Annotated in this window: 22 protein-coding genes; 10 read left to right on the top strand and 12 right to left on the bottom strand. The window is 60.9% G+C overall.

Features of this window, described 5'->3' with window-relative positions:
- Window positions 1–43: 43 nt before the first annotated feature.
- Complete coding sequence (locus BTW07_RS04775; protein ID WP_075569028.1) at window positions 44–247, bottom strand: hypothetical protein; 204 nt, start codon at window positions 245–247, stop codon at window positions 44–46.
- Between the two features lie 153 nt (window positions 248–400).
- On the opposite strand from BTW07_RS04775, the gene BTW07_RS04770 reads away from it, so the two are divergent.
- The 4 genes from BTW07_RS04770 to aldA all read left to right on the top strand — a co-directional run bounded on the left by BTW07_RS04770 (window position 401) and on the right by aldA (window position 3,930).
- Complete coding sequence (locus BTW07_RS04770) at window positions 401–1,009, top strand: hypothetical protein (RefSeq protein ID WP_075569027.1); 609 nt, start codon at window positions 401–403, stop codon at window positions 1,007–1,009.
- A gap of 110 nt (window positions 1,010–1,119) precedes the next feature.
- Window positions 1,120–1,968: a deoxyribonuclease IV gene (gene nfo / locus BTW07_RS04765; protein ID WP_075569026.1), complete on the top strand. Its 849-nt coding sequence runs from the start codon at window positions 1,120–1,122 to the stop codon at window positions 1,966–1,968.
- 22 nt (window positions 1,969–1,990) lie between these two features.
- The gene (locus tag BTW07_RS04760; RefSeq protein ID WP_075569025.1) at window positions 1,991–2,278 is read left to right on the top strand and encodes a hypothetical protein; all 288 of its coding nucleotides are present in this window, start codon (window positions 1,991–1,993) and stop codon (window positions 2,276–2,278) included.
- Between the two features lie 176 nt (window positions 2,279–2,454).
- Window positions 2,455–3,930, top strand: coding sequence for an aldehyde dehydrogenase (gene aldA, locus BTW07_RS04755; RefSeq protein ID WP_075569024.1), 1,476 nt, complete (start codon window positions 2,455–2,457; stop codon window positions 3,928–3,930).
- A gap of 66 nt (window positions 3,931–3,996) precedes the next feature.
- Here aldA and BTW07_RS19795 read toward each other — a convergent pair whose 3' ends face one another.
- The 3 genes from BTW07_RS19795 to BTW07_RS04740 form a co-directional block, all read right to left on the bottom strand.
- Window positions 3,997–4,152, bottom strand: a complete 156-nt coding sequence (locus BTW07_RS19795; RefSeq protein ID WP_158025857.1) for a hypothetical protein — start codon at window positions 4,150–4,152, stop codon at window positions 3,997–3,999.
- 139 nt (window positions 4,153–4,291) lie between these two features.
- Window positions 4,292–6,958: an aminopeptidase N gene (gene pepN / locus BTW07_RS04745; RefSeq protein ID WP_075569022.1), complete on the bottom strand. Its 2,667-nt coding sequence runs from the start codon at window positions 6,956–6,958 to the stop codon at window positions 4,292–4,294.
- Window positions 6,959–7,163: 205 nt separating this feature from the next.
- Complete coding sequence (locus BTW07_RS04740) at window positions 7,164–7,574, bottom strand: YbaN family protein (protein ID WP_341864693.1); 411 nt, start codon at window positions 7,572–7,574, stop codon at window positions 7,164–7,166.
- 223 nt (window positions 7,575–7,797) lie between these two features.
- Here BTW07_RS04740 and BTW07_RS04735 point away from each other — a divergent pair, with 223 nt between their 5' ends.
- Window positions 7,798–8,613 carry a DODA-type extradiol aromatic ring-opening family dioxygenase gene (locus BTW07_RS04735; protein WP_075569020.1) on the top strand — a complete coding sequence of 272 codons (816 nt, stop codon included), beginning with the start codon at window positions 7,798–7,800 and terminating at the stop codon, window positions 8,611–8,613.
- Between the two features lie 164 nt (window positions 8,614–8,777).
- Here the strand turns inward: BTW07_RS04735 and BTW07_RS04730 are convergent, their stop codons facing one another.
- From BTW07_RS04730 to rimI, 3 genes are all read right to left on the bottom strand, one after another.
- Complete coding sequence (locus BTW07_RS04730) at window positions 8,778–9,851, bottom strand: glycosyltransferase family 9 protein (protein ID WP_158025856.1); 1,074 nt, start codon at window positions 9,849–9,851, stop codon at window positions 8,778–8,780.
- Window positions 9,852–10,057: 206 nt separating this feature from the next.
- Entirely contained in the window at window positions 10,058–10,543 is a 486-nt protein-coding gene (locus BTW07_RS04725; RefSeq protein WP_075569019.1) for a YajQ family cyclic di-GMP-binding protein, read from the bottom strand.
- 63 nt (window positions 10,544–10,606) lie between these two features.
- Window positions 10,607–11,083: a ribosomal protein S18-alanine N-acetyltransferase gene (gene rimI, locus BTW07_RS04720; protein WP_075569018.1), complete on the bottom strand. Its 477-nt coding sequence runs from the start codon at window positions 11,081–11,083 to the stop codon at window positions 10,607–10,609.
- 308 nt (window positions 11,084–11,391) lie between these two features.
- Here rimI and BTW07_RS04715 point away from each other — a divergent pair, with 308 nt between their 5' ends.
- Window positions 11,392–12,879, top strand: a complete 1,488-nt coding sequence (locus BTW07_RS04715; protein WP_075569017.1) for a RimK family protein — start codon at window positions 11,392–11,394, stop codon at window positions 12,877–12,879.
- A gap of 15 nt (window positions 12,880–12,894) precedes the next feature.
- Here BTW07_RS04715 and BTW07_RS04710 read toward each other — a convergent pair whose 3' ends face one another.
- The 5 genes from BTW07_RS04710 to BTW07_RS04690 form a co-directional block, all read right to left on the bottom strand.
- The gene (locus BTW07_RS04710; RefSeq protein WP_083941519.1) at window positions 12,895–13,785 is read right to left on the bottom strand and encodes a DUF2797 domain-containing protein; all 891 of its coding nucleotides are present in this window, start codon (window positions 13,783–13,785) and stop codon (window positions 12,895–12,897) included.
- Window positions 13,773–14,039 carry a YeaC family protein gene (locus BTW07_RS04705; RefSeq protein ID WP_075569016.1) on the bottom strand — a complete coding sequence of 89 codons (267 nt, stop codon included), beginning with the start codon at window positions 14,037–14,039 and terminating at the stop codon, window positions 13,773–13,775. The genes BTW07_RS04710 and BTW07_RS04705 overlap by 13 nt, the downstream gene beginning before the upstream one ends.
- On the bottom strand, window positions 14,036–14,914 hold the full coding sequence (locus BTW07_RS04700; protein ID WP_075569015.1) for a rhomboid family intramembrane serine protease: 879 nt from the start codon (window positions 14,912–14,914) through the stop codon (window positions 14,036–14,038). Before BTW07_RS04700 ends, BTW07_RS04705 begins: the two co-directional genes overlap by 4 nt.
- Window positions 14,915–15,248: 334 nt before the next feature.
- Window positions 15,249–16,226, bottom strand: a complete 978-nt coding sequence (locus tag BTW07_RS04695) for a metallophosphoesterase (RefSeq protein WP_075569014.1) — start codon at window positions 16,224–16,226, stop codon at window positions 15,249–15,251.
- 1 nt (window position 16,227) lies between these two features.
- The gene (locus BTW07_RS04690; protein WP_075569013.1) at window positions 16,228–17,109 is read right to left on the bottom strand and encodes an NAD(+) kinase; all 882 of its coding nucleotides are present in this window, start codon (window positions 17,107–17,109) and stop codon (window positions 16,228–16,230) included.
- Between the two features lie 289 nt (window positions 17,110–17,398).
- Here BTW07_RS04690 and BTW07_RS04685 point away from each other — a divergent pair, with 289 nt between their 5' ends.
- The 4 genes from BTW07_RS04685 (at window position 17,399) to BTW07_RS04670 (ending at window position 22,774) form a co-directional block, all read left to right on the top strand.
- Window positions 17,399–17,851: a hypothetical protein gene (locus BTW07_RS04685; RefSeq protein WP_244158308.1), complete on the top strand. Its 453-nt coding sequence runs from the start codon at window positions 17,399–17,401 to the stop codon at window positions 17,849–17,851.
- 11 nt (window positions 17,852–17,862) lie between these two features.
- Window positions 17,863–20,052, top strand: coding sequence for a pyrroloquinoline quinone-dependent dehydrogenase (locus tag BTW07_RS04680; protein ID WP_232823797.1), 2,190 nt, complete (start codon window positions 17,863–17,865; stop codon window positions 20,050–20,052).
- 204 nt (window positions 20,053–20,256) lie between these two features.
- Window positions 20,257–21,549, top strand: a complete 1,293-nt coding sequence (locus BTW07_RS04675; protein ID WP_075569011.1) for a DUF3100 domain-containing protein — start codon at window positions 20,257–20,259, stop codon at window positions 21,547–21,549.
- Between the two features lie 64 nt (window positions 21,550–21,613).
- Window positions 21,614–22,774 carry a M20 aminoacylase family protein gene (locus BTW07_RS04670; RefSeq protein ID WP_075569010.1) on the top strand — a complete coding sequence of 387 codons (1,161 nt, stop codon included), beginning with the start codon at window positions 21,614–21,616 and terminating at the stop codon, window positions 22,772–22,774.
- Window positions 22,775–22,883: the final 109 nt, after the last annotated feature.

The raw sequence follows: 22,883 nt of genomic DNA, 5'->3' as shown, positions 1-22,883 counted from the left end.
CGTGGAGCGCGTTCACTATCCGCTTTATCAACCGATTTAACCTTCACGCATAGGTGTTGATCTGTGTCCCAACACTACCGGAAGAGGCGAGCTCGGCCGACGGTGCCACGGAAGACATCAGCTGTTCGATGTGCGAGGCCTGCCCATCCAGAGACTTCTTCAACAGATTGTTCTGCGCTTCCTGGCCCTGATTGAAGTTCTGTAGCGCCAACGCAGTGCCGACGGCGGCATTGACTGCGGTATCCATCGCAAACTCCTTGATCTGAAGGAAAGTCGTACGTCTTTCTGTCTTACGGTTTTTCGATCTTTCGGTCCATCCATCCGGCTATCGGCCGATCCGCTCATCAACTTTAGCCATCGGTGATAGAGTCGACCAGATGCCCATTCACGAGGAAGAGCAATGTCCAAACTCTCGCTGACGAGCGTGATCGCGCTGTCGACGCTGGCCGTCTTGAGCGGCTGCCAGCAGCGCGATGCTTCGTCGCTGGACGCCAGCGCCCAAGAAACCACATTCCACGCCGCGAATTACCCGCTGGGCATGACATATGACACCGAGTTGGCGCGTGTCGATGGCGACGCGTCCAGCTACTTCGACAACGGTGGCTGGCAACTGCAAGACGACGCCCCGGGTGAGCGTTTGGTCGCGCTGACGCTACCCGAGTCGAACGACGTGACGACGGCACTGTGGCGGCTCGGGGCCAGTCGCAACGCCAACGCCGTCGATCGCTGCCTGACGCTGCCAGCCAACGCCCAGACCTTGCCATCGCAAGCGACCATTGCGGGCAACGCCTTCACCGCATTCACGCTCGACGACGCCGGCATGAGTCACTTCCAGAATATCGAAGGCTATCGCGCCGTGATCGACGACACCTGTTATGCCGTCGACATGATCGTCCAGGGGGTCAACGGTATGGTTTACGATCCTCCGCGTCAGCCGCCGTTTTCCAAGGAAGAGGCCATGGCCCGATTGCGCTCGATCAATGACGGTATCTCGTTCGACAGCGAATGAGGTTAGCCGCTGATCGACCGTGCCGAGGAGCCACTACCCTACGCCCCCGGGACACCACCGTGGCGCGGCTGCTAGACTTCGACGGCTAGCCCCAAGGATCGGATCACCCTATGAAAACCATTGGAGCCCACGTCAGCGCTGCCGGCGGCGTCGACCAGGCCGTGAGTCGTGCCACCGAGATCGGCGCCAACGCTTTTGCGCTGTTCACCAAGAATCAGCGCCAGTGGAAAGCCAAACCTCTGGAAGAGGCCACGATCGAGGCGTTCAAGGCGGCCTGCCGCGAACAGGGTTTCGGTCCCGCTCAGATCCTTCCTCACGACAGCTACCTGATCAACCTGGGTCACCCCGAGCAGGACGCACTGGCAAAATCCCGCGCGGCGTTTCTCGATGAGTGCCAGCGCTGCGAACAGCTGGGGCTGACACTGCTCAACTTCCATCCCGGCAGTCATCTCAAGAAGATCAGCGAACGCGACTGCCTGGCGCGAATCGCGGAGTCGATCAACCAAGCGCACGCTGCCACGCAATTCGTCGTGGCCGTGATCGAGAATACCGCCGGGCAGGGTTCCAACCTGGGCTTCCGCTTCGAGCAACTGGCGGAGATCATCGACCAGGTCGACGATAAATCCCGAGTCGGCGCCTGCATCGATACCTGCCATGCGTTCGCAGCCGGGTATGATTTGCGCACTGAAGCGGACGCCGTTGCCATGCTCGATGCCTTCGAGAGCGTCGTCGGTGTTCAGTATCTTCGTGGCATGCATCTCAACGATGCCAAGAGTGAATTCGCCAGCCGGGTCGACCGCCACCACAGCCTGGGCAAGGGCAACATCGGGCTGCCCGGATTCACCGCCTTGATGCGCGACGCTCGCACCGATGGCATTCCGCTGATTCTGGAAACCGTCGAACCCGAGATCTGGCCCGAGGAAATCCAATGGCTGCGCGATCAGCAGCGCGCCGATTAACCACTCAGGAAAAGACCTAACCATGGATGGATTCTTCAACTGGCTCGGCGAAGCCATCGGCAACGTGCTTCGCACCATCGTCGACCTGCTTCACGGACTGTTCGGCAGCCTGTGGCAGGCGATGGACGGCTTCGTCGATGGCCTGACGGGCTCGCTCGGCATCGGCAATTCGGTCTTCAGCATCGCCGTACTGGTGATCGGCGTACTACTGCTGATCAGCGGGATACGCGCACTCGTTCGAGGGGGCATTGTCGGTGGCGTCATCGGTTTGCTGCTGGGTCTGATGGTGCTGAGCTGGCTGATTCGTTGAGTCGGGTGTCTTCCCGGTTATAACAATCGGCGGGAAGACATGCCTATTCCTGCTGGCCCCCCGCGCCCCCCTTGTCATCTCTCCTTTCGTCTACCACCTTGAAGTCGCAAGGTCACATTGATCGGTGACCGACTGACGACAGGCTCTGTCGTCGCGTCAGACAAGGAGACATCAAGATGAGTCAGTCACTCAAGTCGCAGCATAACGGCGTCGACGTCTACAACCAGTTCATCGGAGGGCAGTGGCTCACTGGTGACGGCGAGTTGCTGGACGTGCTCAATCCCGCCACTGGCGAGGTCATTGCTCGGGCACGGCTGGCCGACGAAAAGCTCGCCGATCAAGCCCTCCAGGCTGCCCAGAAGGCGTTCCCGGCCTGGTCGCGCAAGACCGCCGTCGAGCGTGCCGACTCTCTCTACCGTCTGGTCGAGCTGATCCAGGAGAACCGCGAGCGCCTGGGCCGCTTGATCACCACGGAACAAGGCAAGCCGCTGGCGGAAGCCGACGCCGATGTCGGCATGTGTTGCGATCTGATCCGCTTTGCGGCGGAAAACACCCGTCGTCTGGAAGGCGATATCATTCCCGCGGATGACCCCGACGAGCAGATCTGGATCCAGAAAGTGCCGCACGGCGTAGTGGTCGGCATCACCGCCTGGAACTTCCCCGCCGCCCTGATCGGCCGCAAGCTGGGACCGGCGCTGGCCGCGGGCAACACCATCGTGCTCAAGCCGTCGGAAGAGACACCGCTAACCGCCCTGGAGATCGTCGAACTGGCGCGTCAGGCCGGCATCCCGGACGGTGTCGTCAACCTGGTCAACGGCCGAGGCCGCGATATCGGCAACCACCTCATTACCAGCCCGATCACGCAGCTGGTGAGCATGACCGGCAGCGTGCGTGGTGGACGCGAAATCAACAAGGCCGCTGCCGAGCATCTCAAGATCGTGCGACTCGAGCTGGGCGGCAAGGCGCCGTTCATCGTGCTCGACGACGCCGACCTTGACCCGGCCGTGGATGCCGCCATCACCTCGCGCTTCAACAACTGCGGTCAGATCTGCACCTGCAACGAGCGCATGTACGTCCAGTCCGGCATCTACGATCGCTTCCTGGAGCGCTTCAAGCAGCGTGTCGAAGCGCTCAAGGTGGGCAATCCGCTCACCGACAAGGATGTCGACATGGGACCGAAGATCAACGCCGCCGAACTCGACAAGATTCATGACATGGTGAAGCACGCCCAGAACCAGGGCGCTGAGCTGCTGACCGGCGGTCAACGCTTGACGGGTGGCGAATATGACAAGGGCAACTACTACGCCCCGACGATCCTCACCAACGTCAACAACGACATGGACATCATGAAGCAGGAGATTTTCGGGCCGGTGGCGCCGATCATGAAGGTCGAAGGTTTCGAGCAGGCGATGGCATACGCCAATGACTCGGAGTTCGGCCTGTCCGCCTACGTCTTTACCCAGAACGTGCGCCACCTGATGGCACTGACTCGCGAACTCGACTTCGGCGAGATCTATGTCAATCGTGGCGGCGGCGAATCCGTTCAGGGCTTCCACAAGGGCTATCGCAACAGCGGCCTGGGTGGCGAGGACGGCAAGTACGGCCTTGAAGCCTACGTCAAGAGCAAGACGATGTACGTGCACTACGCCTGATCGACACCGACTTTTCCTGAACTTTCCGCATACGGGCCGCCAGTGGCGGCCCGTACTCGTTACCGGCTATCGCCGACTCAACGATGGCAATACATGATCGCGATAACGGCACAGGATGAGCACACCGGCGACGAGCATGACGAGCGCCACGCCCAGCAGGATCGAACCCGCCAGCCGCGACAACGGCAGCGACGCGAAGGAATGGCGATTGGGCGATTTCACCCAACGAGTCTCTCCGTTCGAATCGAAGCACCGCCGATATCGATGCGGATTATCGATGACATGGCAGACATCGGCGACGATAAAACGAAGCCGCTCACGAGGAGCGGCTTCGGTCACAAAACGCAGCAGGAGGCCGCCATCAGGCATCCGCCAGCGCGCGTTCCACCATCTCATAGACGTTGGGTGAGAGCTTCTCGGCACGAATGCGCTCGAGCTCGGCTTTCATCAGCGCCTGACGCTCGTCTTCGAAACGCTGCCAGCGGGTCAATGGGGTGATGATGCGCGCGGCGATCTCCGGGTTGAGTCGGTTGAGTTCGATCACGACGTCCGCCAGTAGCTTGTAGCCCTCGCCATCGAGCCGGTGGAAGTTGACCCGGTTCTGGGCGAAGGCACCGATCAGCGCCCGCACCTTGTTGGGATTTTTCATCGAGAACAGCGGATGCCCCATCAGGAAGCGCACCCGCTCCAGCACGTCGGCTTGTGGACGAGTGACCTGAATCGTGAACCACTGATCCATGACCAGCGGATCGTGGGCCCACTTTTCGCCGAACGCCTTGAGCGCCGGCTCGGCCAGATCGGTGCGATCGCTGTGAGCCAGCAGCGTGAGCGCCGCGCGCACGTCGGTCATGTTGGCGCTCTGCTCCAGCTGCTGCTGCGTCAGACTGACGGCTTCTTCGGTCTCGATGCTCATCAGGTAGGCGAGCGCGACGTTCTTGAGCCGCCGCTGGGCGATCTGCTCCGGTGTCGGCGCGTAGGGTTCGTCGCTCAGGTTGTCCCGATAGACGGCGAGAAAATCGTCGCGCAGCTGATACGCCAGCGACTGACGTACGAATTCCCGCGCGGCGTGAATCGCATCGACATCGACCGTCGGCTGCTGTTCGGCAATATAAGCCTCCGACGGCAGTGTCAGCATTTCCGCCAGCACCGCCTTGTCGTCGCCAGGCTCGTTGAGCAGGCTTCGATAGGCTTCGATCAGGCGGCTATCCATCACCTTCTCGACGCCGTTACGGTGAGCCGCGATCAGGTCGTCCAGCGCCAGCAGGGTCAAGCGCTGGCCGGCATCCCAGCGGTTGAAGCCATCGGAATCATGGGTCAGCAGGAATGCCAGTTCTTCACGTGAATAGGGGTAGCGCAGTTTCACCGGCGCCGAGAACCCGCGCAGCAGCGACGGTACCGGTGCCTCTTCGACATCGGTGAACACGAAGGTCTGCTCTGCCTCTCGCAGGTGGATGACGGCATCCTTGCCCAGCTTTTCGCTCTCGCCGTCTTTACCGCTTAGCGTCAAGCTCAGATCGTGGCCGGACTTGGTACCGACCAGACCAAGGCGTACCGGGATGTGCAGCGGCAGCTTTGCGGTCTGACCCGGCGTCGCCGGGGTGCGCTGGGACAGACGCAGACGATATTCGCAGGTGGCGTAATCATATTCGCCGTGGGCATCGATCTCCGGCGTTCCCGACTGGGAATACCAGCGCAGGAACTGATCGAGATCCAGCCCGGATACCTCTGCCATGCAGGCGACGAAATCCTCGATCGTCACTGCCTGACCATCGAAGCGTTCGAAATAGAGATCGCTGCCGCGGCGAAAATCCTCCCAACCCAATAGATGGCGCAACATGCGCACCACTTCCGCACCCTTCTCATAGATGGTCAGGGTGTAGAAGTTGGAGATCTCGATGTAGTGGTCGGGACGAATCGGATGGGCGGTCGGCCCGGCGTCCTCGGCAAACTGCGCGGTACGGAAGAACGAGACGTCCTCGATCCGCTTGACCGGTGCCGAGTTGACGTCGGCGGAGAAAGTCTGGTCCCGGAAGACGGTGAAACCCTCTTTCAACGAAAGCTGGAACCAGTCACGGCAGGTCACGCGGTTGCCCGACCAGTTGTGGAAGTACTCGTGGGCGACGATGCCCTCGACCCGCTGGAAGGTCGCATCGTTGGCGGTCTGGGGATGAGTCAGAACGGCGGCGGAGTTGAAGATGTTGAGCCCCTTGTTCTCCATCGCGCCCATGTTGAAGTCGTTGACGGCGACGATCATGAAACGATCCAGATCGTATTCGCGGCCATAGGTCTCCTCGTCCCACTGCATGGAACGCTTGAGCGATGCCATGGCGTGCTCGGTCTTGTCGAGGTTCTCCGCCTCGACCCAGATCTGCAACAGTACCTCGCGTCCACTCATCGTGGTGTAGTGATCCTCGACCTTTTCCAGACTGCCGGCGACCAGCGCGAACAGATAGCTGGGCTTGGGGTGCGGATCCTCCCAGGTCACGAAATGACGATTGTTGGGCAGCTCCCCCCGTTCCACCGGATTGCCGTTGGAGAGCAGCACCGGCAGCGCATCGCGATCGCCGATCACCGTGGTCGAGAAGGTCGCCATCACGTCCGGCCGATCGGGATAGAACGTGATTCGGCGAAAGCCTTCCGGCTCGCACTGCGTGCAGAACATGCCGTTGGAACGATAGAGCCCTTCCAGCGCGGTGTTGGCATCCGGGTCGATCTCGACCTCGGTATCGAGCAGGAAGCGTTCCGGCACCGTGGCGACGGTCAGCGTCTTGTCGTCGACCGTGAATTCATCGGCTTCCAGCACCTGACCATCGATGGCGACGCTGATCAACTTGAGCTGTTCACCGGCCAGTTCCAGCGGCAGGCCAGTCTCTTTTTCATCGGGCTCTCGCTCGGGATGGCGTTCCACATGCAAGCGCGCCTTGACTCGGGTAGCGGACGGCTCGAGATCGAAGGTGAGCTCGGTATGCGTGACGCGGTACGCCGGCGGCAGATAATCCTTGAGATAGGTCGCTTGCATCTCAGACATGGCAACGCTCCTTGCAGAAATGGGTAGGTCGAATCGACAGCTCGAACCAGTGACGACAGTCAGTAACCCGAGTGGAACGACAAAGCGTGCCGATCGACGATCGGACACTATTCTACCCGCCTCGGCGGAACGATATCGAATCGGGGTCGTAGCTTGGTAAGCGCGGAGAATTCGAGGAATGACAAGGTCAGCGCCGGCCGGCGACTCAACGCCGTTCGGGGGCCTCCTCCGACCATACGCCGCGCACCGGACACTGCAGGCTCGGCAGCGGGCGCGTCACGATCCAGATCGCAAGCGCCGCCAGTCCGACGATCAGGCCGATCTTGAGCGGCCAGAGGGAAACGGTGAACGCGATGACCAGGCACGAAACGCTGAGCATGATCACTGCCATGATCTTGGCGTGCTTGGGAATGGCCCGTTCACGTTCCCAGGACTGGATCGGCGGACCGAAGCGCGGATGGTTGCGAATCCAGTTGGCGAACCGGGGAGAACCTCTGGAAGCCAGCCAGACCGCCGCCAGCATGAAACAGGTGGTCGGCATCACGGGCAGGAAGAGACCGATCACGCCCAGCGCGAAGCTGATGGCGGCCAAGGTGACATAAATGGCATTACGCATGCCGGACATCCCCACTACGGTGTGTCGATAGCGCCACCCGAAGAGGACGCTGGAATGGATAGTGTAAACCAGCCCTGGTCATCCGCTCCAATGTCCGGGCATGGAAAACGCCAATGTTGACGATAGGGAAACCCTCCATTCGCATGACGATGTCTAGCACAGGGAAACGATCGGCGTAGGCTTGCGATATCGCCAACGCCATCCCATGACAGGAGCGCCGATCATGACCACACGCCAGGTACTCTATCTGTCTCACGGATCTCCCGATCTCAGTCTAATCGATCATCCTGCTCGCACTTTCCTGCGAGAGTTCGGCGAGCGACTGCCGAAGCCTCGCGGCGCGTTGATCATCTCGGCGCACTTCGAGACGCCGGGTCTGGTCGTTGGGGGATCCAGCCGTCCTCGCACCTGGCACGACTTCCACGGCTTCCCCGATGCTCTCTATCGAACGCATTATCCGGCTCGCGGCTTGCCCGAAATGGCCAAAACGTTGGTGACAGGGCTCAATAACGAGGGAATCGATACGCTCCTGGATGCCGAGCGAGCGCTCGACCACGGCATCTGGTCGCCACTCTCGTTGCTCTGGCCGCAGGCCGACGTACCGTTGATACCGATCAGCGTACCGATGCAGACCGGTGTGGCAGCCCAATTGAACAGCGCCGCCTCGCTAGGCCGCTGGGCGGAGCAAAACGCGTTCATGCTGATCGGCTCCGGCGCCGCCACCCACAATCTCGGGGATCGACACTTCATCCACGATGCGCCGGATCCCTGGGCGAGGCAATTTCACGACTGGGTCATCGACGTCGCCGCACGCGGCGATCTCGGCGCGATGAAAGATTGGCGGGATGCGCCGAATGCCCGCTACGCGCACCCGACGCCCGAGCACTTTCTGCCGTTACTGATGTGCGTGGGGGCGATGGAGGGCCAGCCGCTCCGGGCGCTTCACGAGAGCTTCATGTTCGGCAATCTGAGCATGCTGGCATTGGGTAGCGAGGTATACAGAAACAGCGGTGATATTAAAACCGATGACCTAGGATGAATTTACGGCTTCATGTCAAACAGTAATTACGGAATATTCAAAAGACCTGGTAGCGTTACGGTATGGCTTACCGTGGTTGGCCTCCGTTCGAAGAAACTTGAATGCGGGAAGCTGACAGCCCTCCAGATCCACTCAAGTGCATGACAGCCCACAGCAAACACCCATCAAACACTACTTAACAGGCGATCGAACTCTTCCTGCAAGTTCTCATTGGACAGCTGGCTAACCTGCTCACTCTCGACAACGAGTTGTCGTGCACGAGCATAATTTGGTGCCCATATTTCATACCCAACCAGGCCAGTGTCCTTCAGCTTTCTTTTGTTATAAATTGCAAGAAGAGGCTTGTTGAATGCATTGCACATATGAACGATGGAGGTGTCCGGTGAAACGATGACATCGGCCCTTCTGACGATTTCAACTGCGGTCCTCACCGTACTCCCTTCCACATACACGATTTTCTCAATACCCATGGCAGAAATCTTCGATTCCATGCCGATAAGAACGACCAGGTCCTGAGGATGATGCCTTTTAATATGATACACCAATTGCTGGACCTGATCAGCAGATAAGTCTTTATCTTTTGAACCCGTCAAAGGATTGATGGCTATCAATCTTTTATAAGTCAAACTGCTTACCAGCGCATCAACTCGGGCCACGGCGTCTGGGTGGATCGGCAAATGATAGCGGTAATCATGTTCCTCCGAAGCAAAAAGCCGCAATACGCTACGATGCCGCTCAGTGATATGTCGACTCGGATCAAGAAATTCAATTGACTTCCGATAAATCGGAAGATCTCCCTTGTTAAAACCAACACTATGTTTCGCTGACAGCTTATGAACAAGCCTGCAGCGTTCATAGGTCACCACATCATCGAAGTCGATGACCACATCAAAACACTCTTGCTGAAGTGGTTTCAAAGACTCACGGCGCTTGTAGATAAACACCTTTTCAACATATTCAGAATGGGCCAGCAAATCGGCACAAAGCGGGCCCGTCAAAAGATAAACCTTAACATTTCTTTCAGCAAAAAACCTGATGACGCCAGATGCAACAATCATATCTCCAATTTTATCATCGAGCCTCAACAGCAATACCTTATTTATATTTTTATAATCAATCTCTTTGTCGCGAGCATAATATTTCGACACCATCAACCGAAGCTTAAAGGCTCTGAAGAATTCCTTTTTCAATCGAACCGCGTTTTTTAAAAAACTCATTTTCTTTCGGCCAGCGGACATGCCACCCTCTCCTGTCATCGTATCGCCTCGCACAATCGTCAAATCAGCGCTGGCCTTCTGGTGGCGGAAGGTAGGAAAAAACCCATCGCCAGGATAATACTATCGGGCGAAAAACCCGCATGCCATGCGGGTTCGGTAGATACGCCACGGCTGGAGCCTGACCGTCGCGTTAGGGATGATTCGGGAAGACGTGCAAGGCGTACCCCTCACTCCCGAAAGTTATCGTACTGCAGTGCCAGGTCCGGGCCATCTTCCCCCTTGAGCAGGGCGATCGCCTGTTGCAGGTCGTCGCGCTTCTTGCCGCTCACACGGACCTTGTCGCCCTGGATCGCCGGCTGCACCTTGAGCTTCGAATCCTTGAGCAGTTTGACGATCGCCTTGGCATCCGGCTGTTCGAGGCCTTGCTTGAGCTTGACCTCCTGACGCGCCTTGACGCCGGAGGTCTGGGCATCCTGGATGTCCATGCAGCGCGGATCGATCCCGCGAGCGATCAGCTTGTTGCGCAGCACGTCGATCATCTGCTGCAGCTGGAATTCGGCGTCCGCCTCGATCGAGACGGTCTCTCCCTCCAGCGAGAAGCTGGCGTCGACGCCGCGAAAGTCGAAGCGGGTCTGGATTTCGCGATTCGCCTGATCGACGGCATTGGTCGCTTCGTGGCGATCGAATTCGGAAACGATGTCGAAAGACGGCATAAATATCAGTCCTCTATCAGGAAATGGGGCCGCGACGCGGCCGGAGTGAGTCGGCGGGCGCCGTCAGTCGGCCAATGGCGCTTCGGCCGCCTCCAGTCGCTTGTCCATCTGCCAGGCGGCACAGCCGTCGGCATAGTAGTCGTCCAGCCAGCGACGCGCATTGAAGCCCATCCGGCGATAGAGACCCATCGCCACGCGGTTATCCGCGCGTACTTCCAGCAGCAGGCGCTGGCTGCCCCGCTCTCTTGCCGTTTCCTCCAGTGCCTGGAGCAGTTCCCGACCCAGCCCGCTTCCGCGGGCCGCCGGATCGACGCAAAAGGAGTAGAGCCTGGCGGTGACGCTGTTACGGCGGAACAGCAGCGTGCCATAACCGATGACTCGCTGGTCTTCGGCCACCGCCAGCAGATTGGCGGCGTTGGCTCGGGTCAGCAGGTGCGCGAGTTGGCGGCGGCTGAAGCGATCGCTATCGAAGCAGCGTTCTTCCAGTTCATACAGGGCGTCGCAATCGGCGGGCAGGCCGTGGCGAAGGGTGCGGAGCATGCTTGCGCTCTTATCTGGTTCAACGGAGATTTCGGTTTGTCAGGGCCTTGGTTCGTCCGCAAATCCGGCGAATTCGGGAATCGTGTACATCCCGGCTGTCATTCATCTTGAGCGGGCCCGACAGCCCGCCAAATGGGCAATGGCGGACGCGACCACACCGACGATGGTGAAATTATTTCACGCCTGTCACGACTTGTCGCCGCCTTCACATCATCGCATGCTATTTTGCCTTTAAGCCCCCGGCAGCTTGCCGTATCGACCGCCGACCCCTCGCCGAGAGACGATGTCGGAAAAGGAGCCACCGATTCATGTCACGCCTGCGTATCGTCGTCGACCGCCTTGCCGACTGGCAACCTTACTACCCTTCCGAAGATTTGATCAGCGCCGATGCCTTTCTGGCGCAGCAAGGCGTGACGACGACCGATGACGCCACACATGTCATCAATCTTTGCGCCAATCTCGACTATCTGGAAACCGGCTACTACGTCTCGCTGCTGGCCCAGGCTCGCGATCAGCGGGTTCTGCCCAGTGTGGAGACGCTCAATCAGCTGTCGCGCAAGGCATTGATCGACATGCAGCTGGCGGCCATCGATCCGCTGCTGATGGAACTGAACAAGCGTGGCGTGCTGGAAGGCGACACCTTTTCGCTGCGGGTGTTTTTCGGCGAGTGCCGGGAGCCGGAGTTGCAGCGCCTGGCCCGGCGCCTGTTCGAGCGCCTGCCCCATCCGCTGCTGGAAGCCCGCTTCGAGAAACGCCAGAACGTGTGGCGACTGGCACGACTCAAGCCGTTGGCGTTGACGGCATTGCAGTCCGGCGAAGAAGATCTGTTCGCGACGGCGCTGAACCGCCACTCCACCCGGGTCTGGCGTACGCCGCGCGCTCGTCGTCGCTATCGCTTCGATCTTGCGATCCTGATCGATCCGGAAGAGACGTTGCCACCCAGCAACAAGGGCGCACTCAAGCGCTTCATTCGTGCCGGCCGACGCCTGGGGATCGACGTCAGCCTGATCACGCATCGCGACGCAGGACGGCTGGCCGAATTCGACGCGCTGTTCATCCGCGAGACGACGCGGCTGGATCATCACACCTATCGCATGGCCAAGAAGGCGGAACATGAAGGCCTGGTCGTGATCGACGATCCCCAGTCGATCCTGCGCTGCACCAACAAGATCTTCCTTCACGAGCTGCTGGGTACCCACAAGATTCCCGCGCCTCGCGGACAACTGCTCTACCGCGGCGACATGAGCCGTCTCGACGAAAAGCTCGTCCAGTTGGAGTATCCGCTGGTACTCAAGGTGCCCGACGGCGCCTTTTCCAAGGGGGTGGTCAAGATTCGTTCGCGGGAGGAACTGGAGGCGGAAGCGCCGAAGCTGTTCGAATCTTCCGCGCTGCTGCTGCTGCAGGAGTGGCTGCCCACCGACTTCGACTGGCGCATCGGCGTCCTCGACGGCCAGATGCTGTTCGCCAGTCGCTACTACATGGCGCGCGGCCATTGGCAGATCTACGACCACTCCAGCGGCAAGACTCGCAGCGGCGGTTTCACCACTCACGATCTCTCCGAAGTGCCACCCCCGGTGGTCAAGGCAGCACTGCGGGCGACCAAGCTGATCGGCAACGGGCTATACGGGGTCGATCTCAAGCAGATCGGCGAGCGCGTGGTGGTCATCGAGGTCAACGACAACCCCAACCTGGATGCCGGCGTGGAAGACCTGGTACTGAAGGATGCGCTCTATGAACAGGTCATGGCGGTATTTCTGAAGCGCATGGAACGCCAGCTCGAGCGCAAACCGCGCTGACGGTCATCGCCGGAATCAGGCCGCTTCGGTTTCCACCGCGACCTGATAGCCGGTGAACTTGCGCAGGTTGATGACGCCGGTGTCGAGAATCAGGTATTGCCCCTTGAGCCCCATCAGGGTGCCCTCTATCCTCGGCGTCTTGTCGAAATTGAGCGAAACGATCTTGCGCGGCCATTCGAGCACCGGATAGTCGATCGCCAACGGCGGCACATCGTCGATCGTCTGGATGGCATCGTTGCCGAAACGCTGGCGCAACTCGGCAAGCCCGGGTTCGAGTTCGGCCAGCAGACGATCGCGCTCGGCAATCAAGTCGAGCGGTTCGACCTCCCCCTTGAGCATTGCACGCCAGTTGGTGCGATCGGATACCCGTGCCTTGAACAGCGTTTCCACCAACCCGGACTGCTGGCGCGTGTCGACGTCGAGAATCGGTAGCGCCTGGACCGCGCCCTGATCCAGCCAGCGCCCAGGGGTATTGGTACCCCGGGTAATGCCGACCTTGAGACCCGAAGCGTTGGCGAGATAGACCGTATGCGGTCGAAAGCAGTGGCGCTCGCCCCAGGCCGGGTCACGGCAAGTGCCCTGAAAGTAGTGGCAGGTCTCCGGACGCATCATGCAGAGATCGCAATGCGCCAGCGACGAGAAACAGGGGTAGCAGTGGCCCTGACCGAAGCTCTTGCGCGTGGCTCGCCCACATTCGATGCAATGAATCTTGCCGGTATGATGCAACCGGATTCGCTGACCCAGCCAGCCGTTGAGGGCCAGTCGCTGCTCGCCGGCGCGCAAGGTGTAATCCGCCCGGCCACTCTCCGCCGACAACCGAATATCGAGCTTGCGCAACTGGCCGCTGGCGATCCGATCAGCCTCGAGCGCAGCAGGGGTGTGCACGCTGGCGATCAGTTGATCCATTTGACCGCAGCTTCCTCGGCGGAAGAGTGGCTACCGGAGACACACTCGTTGCGTTCCAGATAACCCACGCGCTGATCCGCAGGCACGTCGTGAATCATCTCGTACTTGATCACCGCTTCCAGGCACAGTTCGGTCTGTTCGGCACTCAACCGGCGACCATCGGGCCACTTGCGCAACTGAATGGCCTGCTTGAAGTTTTCGTACATCTCCGGCGTCATCTGCGCGACCATGCGGTCGAAATTCATTTCGTTCATTTCTGTCCTCCTGAAGCGTCGTGACCGCCGCCCGACGCGTTGCGGCTGGCAAACCACCCCATGATCAGCCCGATCAGCAACCCGCCCAGATGCGCCTCGTTGGCGACATTGCCGAAACCGAAGGCATCGCCCAGCCCCGTCATGGTAAAGACCATCCAGGCCAGCATGAAGACCATCAGCATCTGGGGCACGAAGAAACCGCTGCCGGGCCGGCGGCGAGACATCAGCCACACGTAACCCAGCAGCGCATAGTCGACGCCCGACATGCCGCCGAACAGGACGGTGCCGGTGACATATTGCGCGAGGTTGGAAAACACCGCCGCGACGACAACGATGATGCCGAGCCGGCGCCAGCCCTGAACCGACTCGACCTGACGGCCGAAATACCATACCCACAGCATGTTGAAGATCAGATGCATCCAGCCGAAATGCAGAAGCGCTGGCGTGAACAGGCGCCAGATCTGGCCGCTGGCCAGGGTATCGGAGACGAGGTCTCCCGGCACCAGCCGCTGGCCCACCACATCGAGCGGCACGATGGTGAGTGCACGGACGATGGCGTCGCCCGCGAATGTCATGGCGAGAAAAATCGCCACACAGATTGCGATCAGACCTGCCGCGAGCGGTGCCTGGCCGAATGCCTGGCCGGTGACGCTGGGCCGGCGGCGCGGCGCAGAAGTCGCCGCCGATGCCTCCAGCTCACCACGCCGCCAGAGCTCGATCAGCCGAGCCGCCGCATCTCGCTGCTCGGGGTCGGCCAGCCACAGCACCTGCAGATCGTCCTGCCGGGTGAAGCGATGACCGACGTGATGCGCCCACAGCGCTTGCCTCAGCGGGCGAGTGTCCAGATCACCGGGCAGTTCGAGGAGTTTGTACATAGAGGACGTCCGACCCGCTTGGCGAGAAAATAGCGAAACACCTGCACCGACGACGCTGGCACCGCGAAGCTCGACACGAATGCCCACGACGCTCGGATCGCCATTCTACAGGCCCAACAAAGAAAAATCCGGCGGGAGGGCCGCCGGATAAGAGCAAGGGATCATTCAAGGGAACACTGACTTTGAGGGTTGCCGTGGGCGGTAGTTCCCGACATCGCCGAAAAAAATCCATCGCCCTCCTGAAATCCGCTGAACCGACCCCAAAAACATCGCCAAATCAGAAATCTGCGCATCATGTAAAAAAATGCAAAAAGAGACCGGTGCCGTGGCCATCTCACCCCCGGATCCCCTCCTGCGACACATCGACCCAGACGAAATGATTGGCGTCGAGCCGACTCTCCCCTTCCCAGCGATAAGCGACCAGTCGACCGTACTTCACTGCGCTGTAGTCGAGACAGGCGATATTCGACCGCGGCAGAGCCGGCACGCCCTTGCACCAGTAATGACCGACGAACAGGGGCGGCGCCGATTCCGGATAGTAGGTCAGCCGCGCCCGCTCGTCAGTGCGCAATGGCCGGTCCTCGAGCGCCGGCGGCAGATTGTCGGGCTGAAAGACCACGTCGCCGTAGGTCCGCGGATTCCGACACCAGAAATGGGTGCGAAACGAGCGTCGGGTAAAGCCGTCACCCGAGTGAATCTCCATGCCCGGCGGCAGCGGCAGTTGGGTACCCCGGGTCAGGCGATCCAATATCTGGTGGGCCAGACTGCCATGACGCGTCGATTCGATCAGGAACTCACGGTCGATACGGGCGTTGGGGTAACGCTTCAAAAACGCGGCGACCAAGGAGTCGTCCCAGCACGCATGCACCACCCGCAGGCCATCAAGCTCGAGGCACAGCGGTAATGTCATGAACCAGGAAAGGCAGGTTTCCCACTCCAGCGGAAAGGCGTGGAACTGCTCCAGCGTGCGGCCGATGATACGGTTGTTGCGCGGCGTGTGATCGCGCAGCCATTCGCGTTCGCTGTCGCTTGGCGCGGCATGACAATAGGCCAGCGCATTGGCTTCGTGGTTACCCATCACGATGCGCGCCTCGCCGGCGTCGACCATGCGTTTGGCAACGGACACCGCCAGCCGGATGCTCGGTCCACGATCGATCAGGTCGCCTAAGAAGATCACCCGGCGGCGTGGGTGACGAAACACCCCATCTTCCGCGCGATAGCCGAGTTTCTCGAGCAGCCGGATCAGGCTCTGACCGCAGCCGTGGACATCGCCGATCAGATCGTAGCCGTCGACATCGCTGTCCTGCGCCATGTCAATCTCCCAGCCTGCTGCTCCATCCCAGTTTGGAACGACAGGCTTCGAAGAAACTGTGTCCGCGCGGATGGATCAGCGTCAGACGCTCGGCATGTCGGCGGACATAGAGCACGTCATCGGGCTTGCAGACGACGCGGGTCTGACCGTCGCAGCTGACATGCGGGTAGGCCTGGTTGATATCACCGATATGCACGCGAATCTCGCTGGCGGCATCGATCACGATCGGTCGGCTGGAGAGCGTGTGCGGGAACATCGGCACCAGCGTGATGGCTTCCAGGCCCGGATGCACGATCGGACCGCCACCGGAGAGCGCGTAGGCCGTCGACCCCGTCGGGGTCGCCATGATCAGCCCATCGGAGCGCTGGGAGTAGACGAAGCGGTCGTCGACGAACAGTTCGAACTCGATCATTCGCGCAGCCTTGCCGGGGTGAACGACCACGTCGTTGAGACTGGTGCCGGATCCGATCAGGCGTTCGCCGCGAAAGAGTTCCGCCTCGAGCAGAAATCGACGTTCCGTGTCGTACTGGCCTTCCAGTACCTCGGCAACCTTCTGCTCGACCTCATCCGGGGAAATATCGGTCAGAAAGCCCAGCCGCCCCCGGTTGATGCCAAGCACCGGCGTGGCGCTATGGCAGAGCGCACGGGCCGCGCCCAGCAGACTACCATCGCCACCCACCACGATCACCAGATCGCACAGCGTGCCCAGCTCTCGGCGCTTGGCTTCACTGTGGCCATGGCCGGGCAGCAGCGCGGCGGTGCGATCCTCGATCACCAGATCGAGACCACGACGCTCGAGAAAGATCGTCAGGCGCTTGAGCGTCTCGACGACCTTGTCGCTGCCCAGACGGCCAATTAGACCGATGGTGTTGAACGATTCCATACAGCGTCTCTCTCGCGGCGTGACGGCCGGTCATTATGCTGGCTGCGCTTGCCCTCCAGCAAACGCCGGCCCACGATAGGTCGTACGGCGCACGGTCGCGGTGTGCCGATCGCCCTTGGCAATCGAACAACACAAACTATCATGACTGAGGCTACGTCATGAAAAAGGCTCGGCCAGCTCAAAAAAACGAATTAGTTCACATGCTAACTTCCAAAAATCCTTTATACTTTGGTCGGCCTGGCCAGGGGAATACGAGCAAGCTTAGCCACACCATCGAACTGTTTCGTCGATGTTTTTTGGCCTGATGCAACATCAGAGCAACGCAGACACAATCGCCAGGTGCAACACATCGCTCTCATCAGGAGACAACAACCTCATGTCGCAATCTCGATCATTCAGGGCGGGCATCATCGTGCTGCTGGTGGCCTCGCTTGCCGGGCTCGCCATCTCGCTTTATGCCTACTTCACTCCGCTGACCGGTGTCAACGGCTCACTCGGTGCACTCGCCGTCATTCTTTCGACGATCGCGCTGGTCATCATGACACTGGTCATGGCGCCTCTTTCCTGCCGCAGCGGACGCGTTGCGCTGCGTTTGCTTATTCTGCTGGCGCTCGTCGGCACGGGTTTCGCCGGACTGTTGCTGCATCAGTGGTGGCTGACCGCCGCCATGGTGGTTGGCCTGATCGGCCTGCTCCTGGACATGGCCAGTCCAGCCGCATCCACCACACCAGCCCATTCATGAGGAGCCGATCCATGCCAACATCCCTGTCACCGATGCCGCTGCCCACGCTGAAACTCACCGCACAGCGGTTGGGTATGGCCACGGCATTGGCACTGCTGCTCGCCCCGGTTCCGCTGTTCGCGCAGGACCAGCCGACCGAGTCCGATCAGACATCGGCTCAGAGCGACACTCAGCCGTCGTCCAAGGCGTCGACCTCGTCCGAAGCCGCTGAATCTTCCGAAGCCGCTACGTCGTCCGAAGCCGCCACGTCGTCCGAAACGCCGCAAGCCGGCGATGAGGGGGCGCAGGACGTCAGCGCGGCGGACTCGGGCGATCAGCAGAATGCCAACCGGGCACCGATTCCGCTGGTGCCCGAGACGCCGACCTGGGACAGCTTCCACGGTCAGCTCAATGCCCAGAAGTACAGCCCTCTCGATCAGATCACCGCGGACAATGTCGGTGATCTCGAGAAGGTCTGGGAATTCCATACCGGCGATGTCGCCGATGGGTCCGGCGATACGCCGGCGACCGTGTGGTCGGCCACCCCGGTTTTCGCCAACGACACCATCTACATCGGTACGCCGTTCTATCGCCTGATCGCACTCGATCCGGGTACCGGCAAGGAAAAATGGAGTTTCGACACCAAGTCCTCGCGTGAGGCTCTGACCCAGCCGGTGCTGAAGAACCGCGGTGTCTCCTACTGGGAGGCAGAAAACCCGGTCGCCGGTGAGCCGTGCCAGAAGATCGTCTACATGGGCACCATGGACGCCCAGCTGTTCGCACTGGACGCCGATACCGGCGAACTCTGCAAGGGCTTCGCCGACAACGGCGTGCTCAACGTCAATCAATGGAACGACACCCACGCCGAATGGCCGCTCTCCGTGCTGCAGCCGCCGACCGTGGTCGGCGACCATCTAATGCTCGGCTGGGCCGGCATGGACTGGGCCTACGAACAGGCACCGCCGGGAACGATCTTTTCACTCAACGCCCAGACCGGCGAGCTCGAGTGGACGTTCCAGGCGCTTTCCGACGAGATGCGCGAGAAGAGCGGTACCGCCAACGTGTGGACGCACATGTCCGCGGATCGCGAGAACGGCCTGCTCTATCTGCCGGTCTCTTCGCCGTCACCGAACTACTGGGGTGGCAACCGCACCGAAGAGGCACCGCTGGCGACGTCGACCACCGCGCTCGATATCGAGACCGGTAAAGTGGTGTGGTCGCGTCAGTGGGTTCACCACGATATCTGGGACTACGACATCAACTCCGCGCCGACGCTGATGGACATCACCGTCGATGGCAAGAAGATCCCGGCGCTGGTCCAGGCAACCAAGCAGGGCTTCCTGTTCGTGGTCAATCGTCTGACCGGCGAAGACGTCTGGCCGATCGAGGAGCGTCCGGTACCGCAGGGTGACGGTAGTGTCGACGGCGAGGTCTATGCTCCGACCCAGCCATTCCCGACCAAGCCTGCGCCGCTGCTGGATCAATCCGAGAAACCCAAGATCTGGGGTCTCGCCGACGCCGTGGGCGGCGGACAGTGTTCGCGTCTGTGGGATAACCTCTGGTACGAAGGCATGTACACCCCGCCGACCACCAAAGGCGAAGGGGCATTGACCTACCCTGACAGCTCGGGTGGCGTGCAATGGGGCGGCGTGGCTTTCGACCCCGAAACTCAGACCGCCGTCGTCAACACCTCGCATATCGTGCAGTACGTCAAGCTGTACAACCGTGAAGACTACGAGCAGGCGGACAGCGGCTCCGGCAACGAAAGCGGCTTCGCACCGCAGAAAGGCGCGCCGTACGGCATGCGACTCAAGGTTGCGATGAACTGGCTCGGCATGCCCTGCTGGGAACCGCCTTTCGGCGAGCTGGTGGCGATCGACATGCATACCGGTGACGTGAAGTGGCGTCGTCCGGTCGGCGCGTCGCAGCAGTTCGGCTTCTTCATGCCGGAAAAATGGGGCTCGCCGACCATCGGTGGCCCGGCCGTGACTGCCGGTGGTGTCGTGTTCATCGGTGCGTCGATGGACGCCAAGCTGCGCGCCTACTCTCTCGAGACGGGCGAGGAGCTGTGGTCCGATCAGGCCGAGGCCCCGGCCGTGGCCAATCCGTCGGTCTACGAGTACAAGGGCCGGCAGTATGTCGCCTTCGTCGCCGGTGGCAACACCATCCTCAAGGATCAGGTGGGCGATCAGGTCGTGGTATACGCGCTGCCAGAGGATTGATCACCTAGTCCGACAATCGACGGACAATGGCGATCATGATCGCGTTGACGGGGTGGGCCTTGGCCCACCCCGTTTTTCGTCGCGAATGATCCATGACGCTCCAGTCATCCAAAAATCAGAACACCTCGCACCTTTCATTCGATCACACTCTCTCTGGATACTCGGTGGATGACCTCTCCACCAACAACAAAGAGGTAACGATCGATGCCCCTCTCTCAACTGCTCAATTGGCGCCTGCATCTGCTGGTCGTCGTGCTGTCGCTGCTCAGCGAATGGATCGGTATCGTCAAGATCCCGCTCGGACCAGGCACGCTTCTGCTACTGCCGCTGTTCTACGCCTTCGTTCTCGGGGTACTGCTCAACCCGCATCTGTTCGCCGGCACCAAACGATTTCTGCCCGAAAGCGTCAGCCAGGCAGCCACCCCGCTGATTCTGATCTCGATCATGCCGTTCATCGCGCGCTTCGGTTCGACCATCGGCCCCGCCATCGATCAGCTCATCAGCGCAGGCCCCGCCCTGATCCTGCAGGAACTGGGCAATCTCGGCACCATGCTGGTGGCATTGCCGGTCGCGGTGCTGGTTCTCAAGATGGGGCGGGAAGCGATCGGTGCGACCTATTCGATCGCGCGTGAACCCAACATCGCGATCATCTCCGACAAGTACGGCCTCAAGGGGCCGGAAGGCGTCGGTGTGATGGGGGTCTACGTCGTTGGTACCATGTTCGGCACGCTGTGGTTCGCGTTAATGGCCGGCTATCTCGCTTCGCTGGGCTGGTTCGACCCGCGCGCGCTGGCGATGGCCTGCGGTGTCGGCAGCGGCAGCATGGTGGCGGCGTGTTCCGGCGCGCTGGCCGGCGCCATGCCCGATCTCGCCGATGACCTGCTCGCCTTCGCCGGTGCCAGCAACCTATTGACCTATGCCACCGGGCTTTATGTCTCGCTATTCATCGCCCTGCCCGTCGCCGAGTGGCTTTATCGCCGCCTGGGCGGTCGTCGCCGAGCCGCCAGCACGATGGGCGCCACGGCAGATGAGGATGCGACCGACCTGACCCGAGAAGAGCGCCCCGAAACGGATCTCGGCAAGACCGCCGCCGTGCTGGCCATGGCCTGCGTCGTCGGCTGGATTGCCAATACCATCAACGGCGCCTCGCTGATCGATGCGCTGCCGGGCATGATCATTCTCTACGTCATGACCCTGATCGGTCTGGTCATCACCCGAGCGGCACCGTTCTACCTCCCCGGTGTAGCCTGGGTGTCGCTGGTCAGCATCCTCATGACGCTGCCCTTTTTCCCGGGCAGCGCCTGGATCGTCGATCAGCTCGCCGCAGTCAACTTCCTCGCCATCGTCACCCCGGTTCTGGCTTATGCCGGCCTGGCGCTGAGCCGGCGTGAGTTCAGCATGTTCCGCCAGACCGGCTGGAAGCTGATCATCATCTCGCTGCTGGTATTCACCGGTACCTACGTCGGCTCGGCGGTCGTCGCGCAAATTCTGCTCTAGGCTGAATACCAGAGGTCTTTACCACCGCGCCCGCGTTTGCGGGCGCGCTTTTTGGGAGTTCGACATGAACCAGCTAACCCCCTACCCCGATCCGACGACATTGACCGAATGGCGCCGCGACTTCCACCGCCATCCGGAAATCGCCTTCGAGGAGGTTCGCACCAGCGAGCGCATCGTCGCCATTCTGCGCGAGCACGATCTCGAGCCGGTCACCGGACTTGGCGGTGGCACCGGCGTCGTCGTTACTATCAACGGCAACCGGGGGACGGGGCGAAGCATCGGCCTGCGTGCCGATATCGATGCCCTGCCGATCGAGGAGCTCAACGACATCGACTACCGCTCGACGATACCCGGACGCATGCACGCCTGCGGCCACGACGGGCATACCACGATGCTGCTGGGTGCAGCCTGCGCGCTGGCGAAGAATCCCGACTTCGCGGGTCAGGTGCACTGTATCTTCCAGCCCGCCGAAGAGAGCGAGGGTGGCGCCCGGGTGATGGTCGAAGAAGGCCTGTTCGAGCGCTTCCCGATGGAGGCGGTCTACGGCCTGCACAACTGGCCAGGGCTGGCCGTGGGCGAAGCCGCCGTGCACGACGGGCCGGTGATGGCGGCGTTCGATGTCTTCACGCTCAAGCTGACCGGCCGCGGCTGTCATGCGGCGATGCCCCATCTGGGTACGGACGTGGTGCTCGCCGCCTGCCAGTTGGTGAATCAGTTGCAGGGGCTGATCAGTCGCGAGACACCGCCGCATCAGTCAGCGGTGCTCAGCATCACCCAGTTTCACGCGGGCGATGCCTACAACGTCATTCCCGAATCGGTCGAACTGCGCGGCACCGTGCGCTGCTTCGATGCAACGCTCAAGGCAAGATTGGAAAAGCGGTTTGGCGACGCCATCGATGCCACCGCCCAGTTTCACGGACTCAAGGTAGAACTCGACTACCAGGCGCGCTACCCGGCAACGATCAACACGCCCGAGCACGCCGCGCGCTGCGCCGATATTCTCGCCACGCTCCCCGGCATCGGCAAGATCCACCGCGACATGGCACCGAGCATGGGATCGGAAGATTTCGCCTTCATGCTGGAGCGGTGCCCGGGCGCCTATATCTGGCTCGGTAACGGCGACAGCGCCGCCCTGCATAACCCGGCCTATGACTTCAACGATGCCATCTCCCCTCTCGGCGTTGCCTACTGGCAGGCGCTGGTGAGGCAACTGCTCAGCGACTGATCACGACGGCTTCGACGTCATCCGCCAACGGCTCCTGATGAGGCCGTTGGCGTTGCCCGGGTACCCGGCACCGGCCTGACCGATCAGCGTTTCAATTATACGAACACTC

The sequence above is a fragment of the Salinicola socius genome (genome assembly GCF_001937195.1).
Classification (GTDB): Bacteria; Pseudomonadota; Gammaproteobacteria; order Pseudomonadales; family Halomonadaceae; genus Salinicola; species Salinicola socius.
This window is presented reverse-complemented; position numbering and strand designations above follow the sequence as displayed.

What these genes read in the sequence shown, in the direction of transcription:
- BTW07_RS04775 (WP_075569028.1), bottom strand. Translation starts at nt 247, where the DNA reads ATGGATACCGCAGTCAATGCCGCCGTCGGCACTGCGTTGGCGCTACAG.
- BTW07_RS04770 (WP_075569027.1), top strand. Translation starts at nt 401, where the DNA reads ATGTCCAAACTCTCGCTGACGAGCGTGATCGCGCTGTCGACGCTGGCC.
- nfo (WP_075569026.1), top strand. Translation starts at nt 1,120, where the DNA reads ATGAAAACCATTGGAGCCCACGTCAGCGCTGCCGGCGGCGTCGACCAG.
- BTW07_RS04760 (WP_075569025.1), top strand. Translation starts at nt 1,991, where the DNA reads ATGGATGGATTCTTCAACTGGCTCGGCGAAGCCATCGGCAACGTGCTT.
- aldA (WP_075569024.1), top strand. Translation starts at nt 2,455, where the DNA reads ATGAGTCAGTCACTCAAGTCGCAGCATAACGGCGTCGACGTCTACAAC.
- pepN (WP_075569022.1), bottom strand. Translation starts at nt 6,958, where the DNA reads ATGTCTGAGATGCAAGCGACCTATCTCAAGGATTATCTGCCGCCGGCG.
- BTW07_RS04740 (WP_341864693.1), bottom strand. Translation starts at nt 7,574, where the DNA reads ATGCGTAATGCCATTTATGTCACCTTGGCCGCCATCAGCTTCGCGCTG.
- BTW07_RS04735 (WP_075569020.1), top strand. Translation starts at nt 7,798, where the DNA reads ATGACCACACGCCAGGTACTCTATCTGTCTCACGGATCTCCCGATCTC.
- BTW07_RS04730 (WP_158025856.1), bottom strand. Translation starts at nt 9,851, where the DNA reads ATGTCCGCTGGCCGAAAGAAAATGAGTTTTTTAAAAAACGCGGTTCGA.
- BTW07_RS04725 (WP_075569019.1), bottom strand. Translation starts at nt 10,543, where the DNA reads ATGCCGTCTTTCGACATCGTTTCCGAATTCGATCGCCACGAAGCGACC.
- rimI (WP_075569018.1), bottom strand. Translation starts at nt 11,083, where the DNA reads ATGCTCCGCACCCTTCGCCACGGCCTGCCCGCCGATTGCGACGCCCTG.
- BTW07_RS04715 (WP_075569017.1), top strand. Translation starts at nt 11,392, where the DNA reads ATGTCACGCCTGCGTATCGTCGTCGACCGCCTTGCCGACTGGCAACCT.
- BTW07_RS04710 (WP_083941519.1), bottom strand. Translation starts at nt 13,785, where the DNA reads ATGGATCAACTGATCGCCAGCGTGCACACCCCTGCTGCGCTCGAGGCT.
- BTW07_RS04705 (WP_075569016.1), bottom strand. Translation starts at nt 14,039, where the DNA reads ATGAACGAAATGAATTTCGACCGCATGGTCGCGCAGATGACGCCGGAG.
- BTW07_RS04700 (WP_075569015.1), bottom strand. Translation starts at nt 14,914, where the DNA reads ATGTACAAACTCCTCGAACTGCCCGGTGATCTGGACACTCGCCCGCTG.
- BTW07_RS04695 (WP_075569014.1), bottom strand. Translation starts at nt 16,226, where the DNA reads ATGGCGCAGGACAGCGATGTCGACGGCTACGATCTGATCGGCGATGTC.
- BTW07_RS04690 (WP_075569013.1), bottom strand. Translation starts at nt 17,109, where the DNA reads ATGGAATCGTTCAACACCATCGGTCTAATTGGCCGTCTGGGCAGCGAC.
- BTW07_RS04685 (WP_244158308.1), top strand. Translation starts at nt 17,399, where the DNA reads ATGTTTTTTGGCCTGATGCAACATCAGAGCAACGCAGACACAATCGCC.
- BTW07_RS04680 (WP_232823797.1), top strand. Translation starts at nt 17,863, where the DNA reads ATGCCAACATCCCTGTCACCGATGCCGCTGCCCACGCTGAAACTCACC.
- BTW07_RS04675 (WP_075569011.1), top strand. Translation starts at nt 20,257, where the DNA reads ATGCCCCTCTCTCAACTGCTCAATTGGCGCCTGCATCTGCTGGTCGTC.
- BTW07_RS04670 (WP_075569010.1), top strand. Translation starts at nt 21,614, where the DNA reads ATGAACCAGCTAACCCCCTACCCCGATCCGACGACATTGACCGAATGG.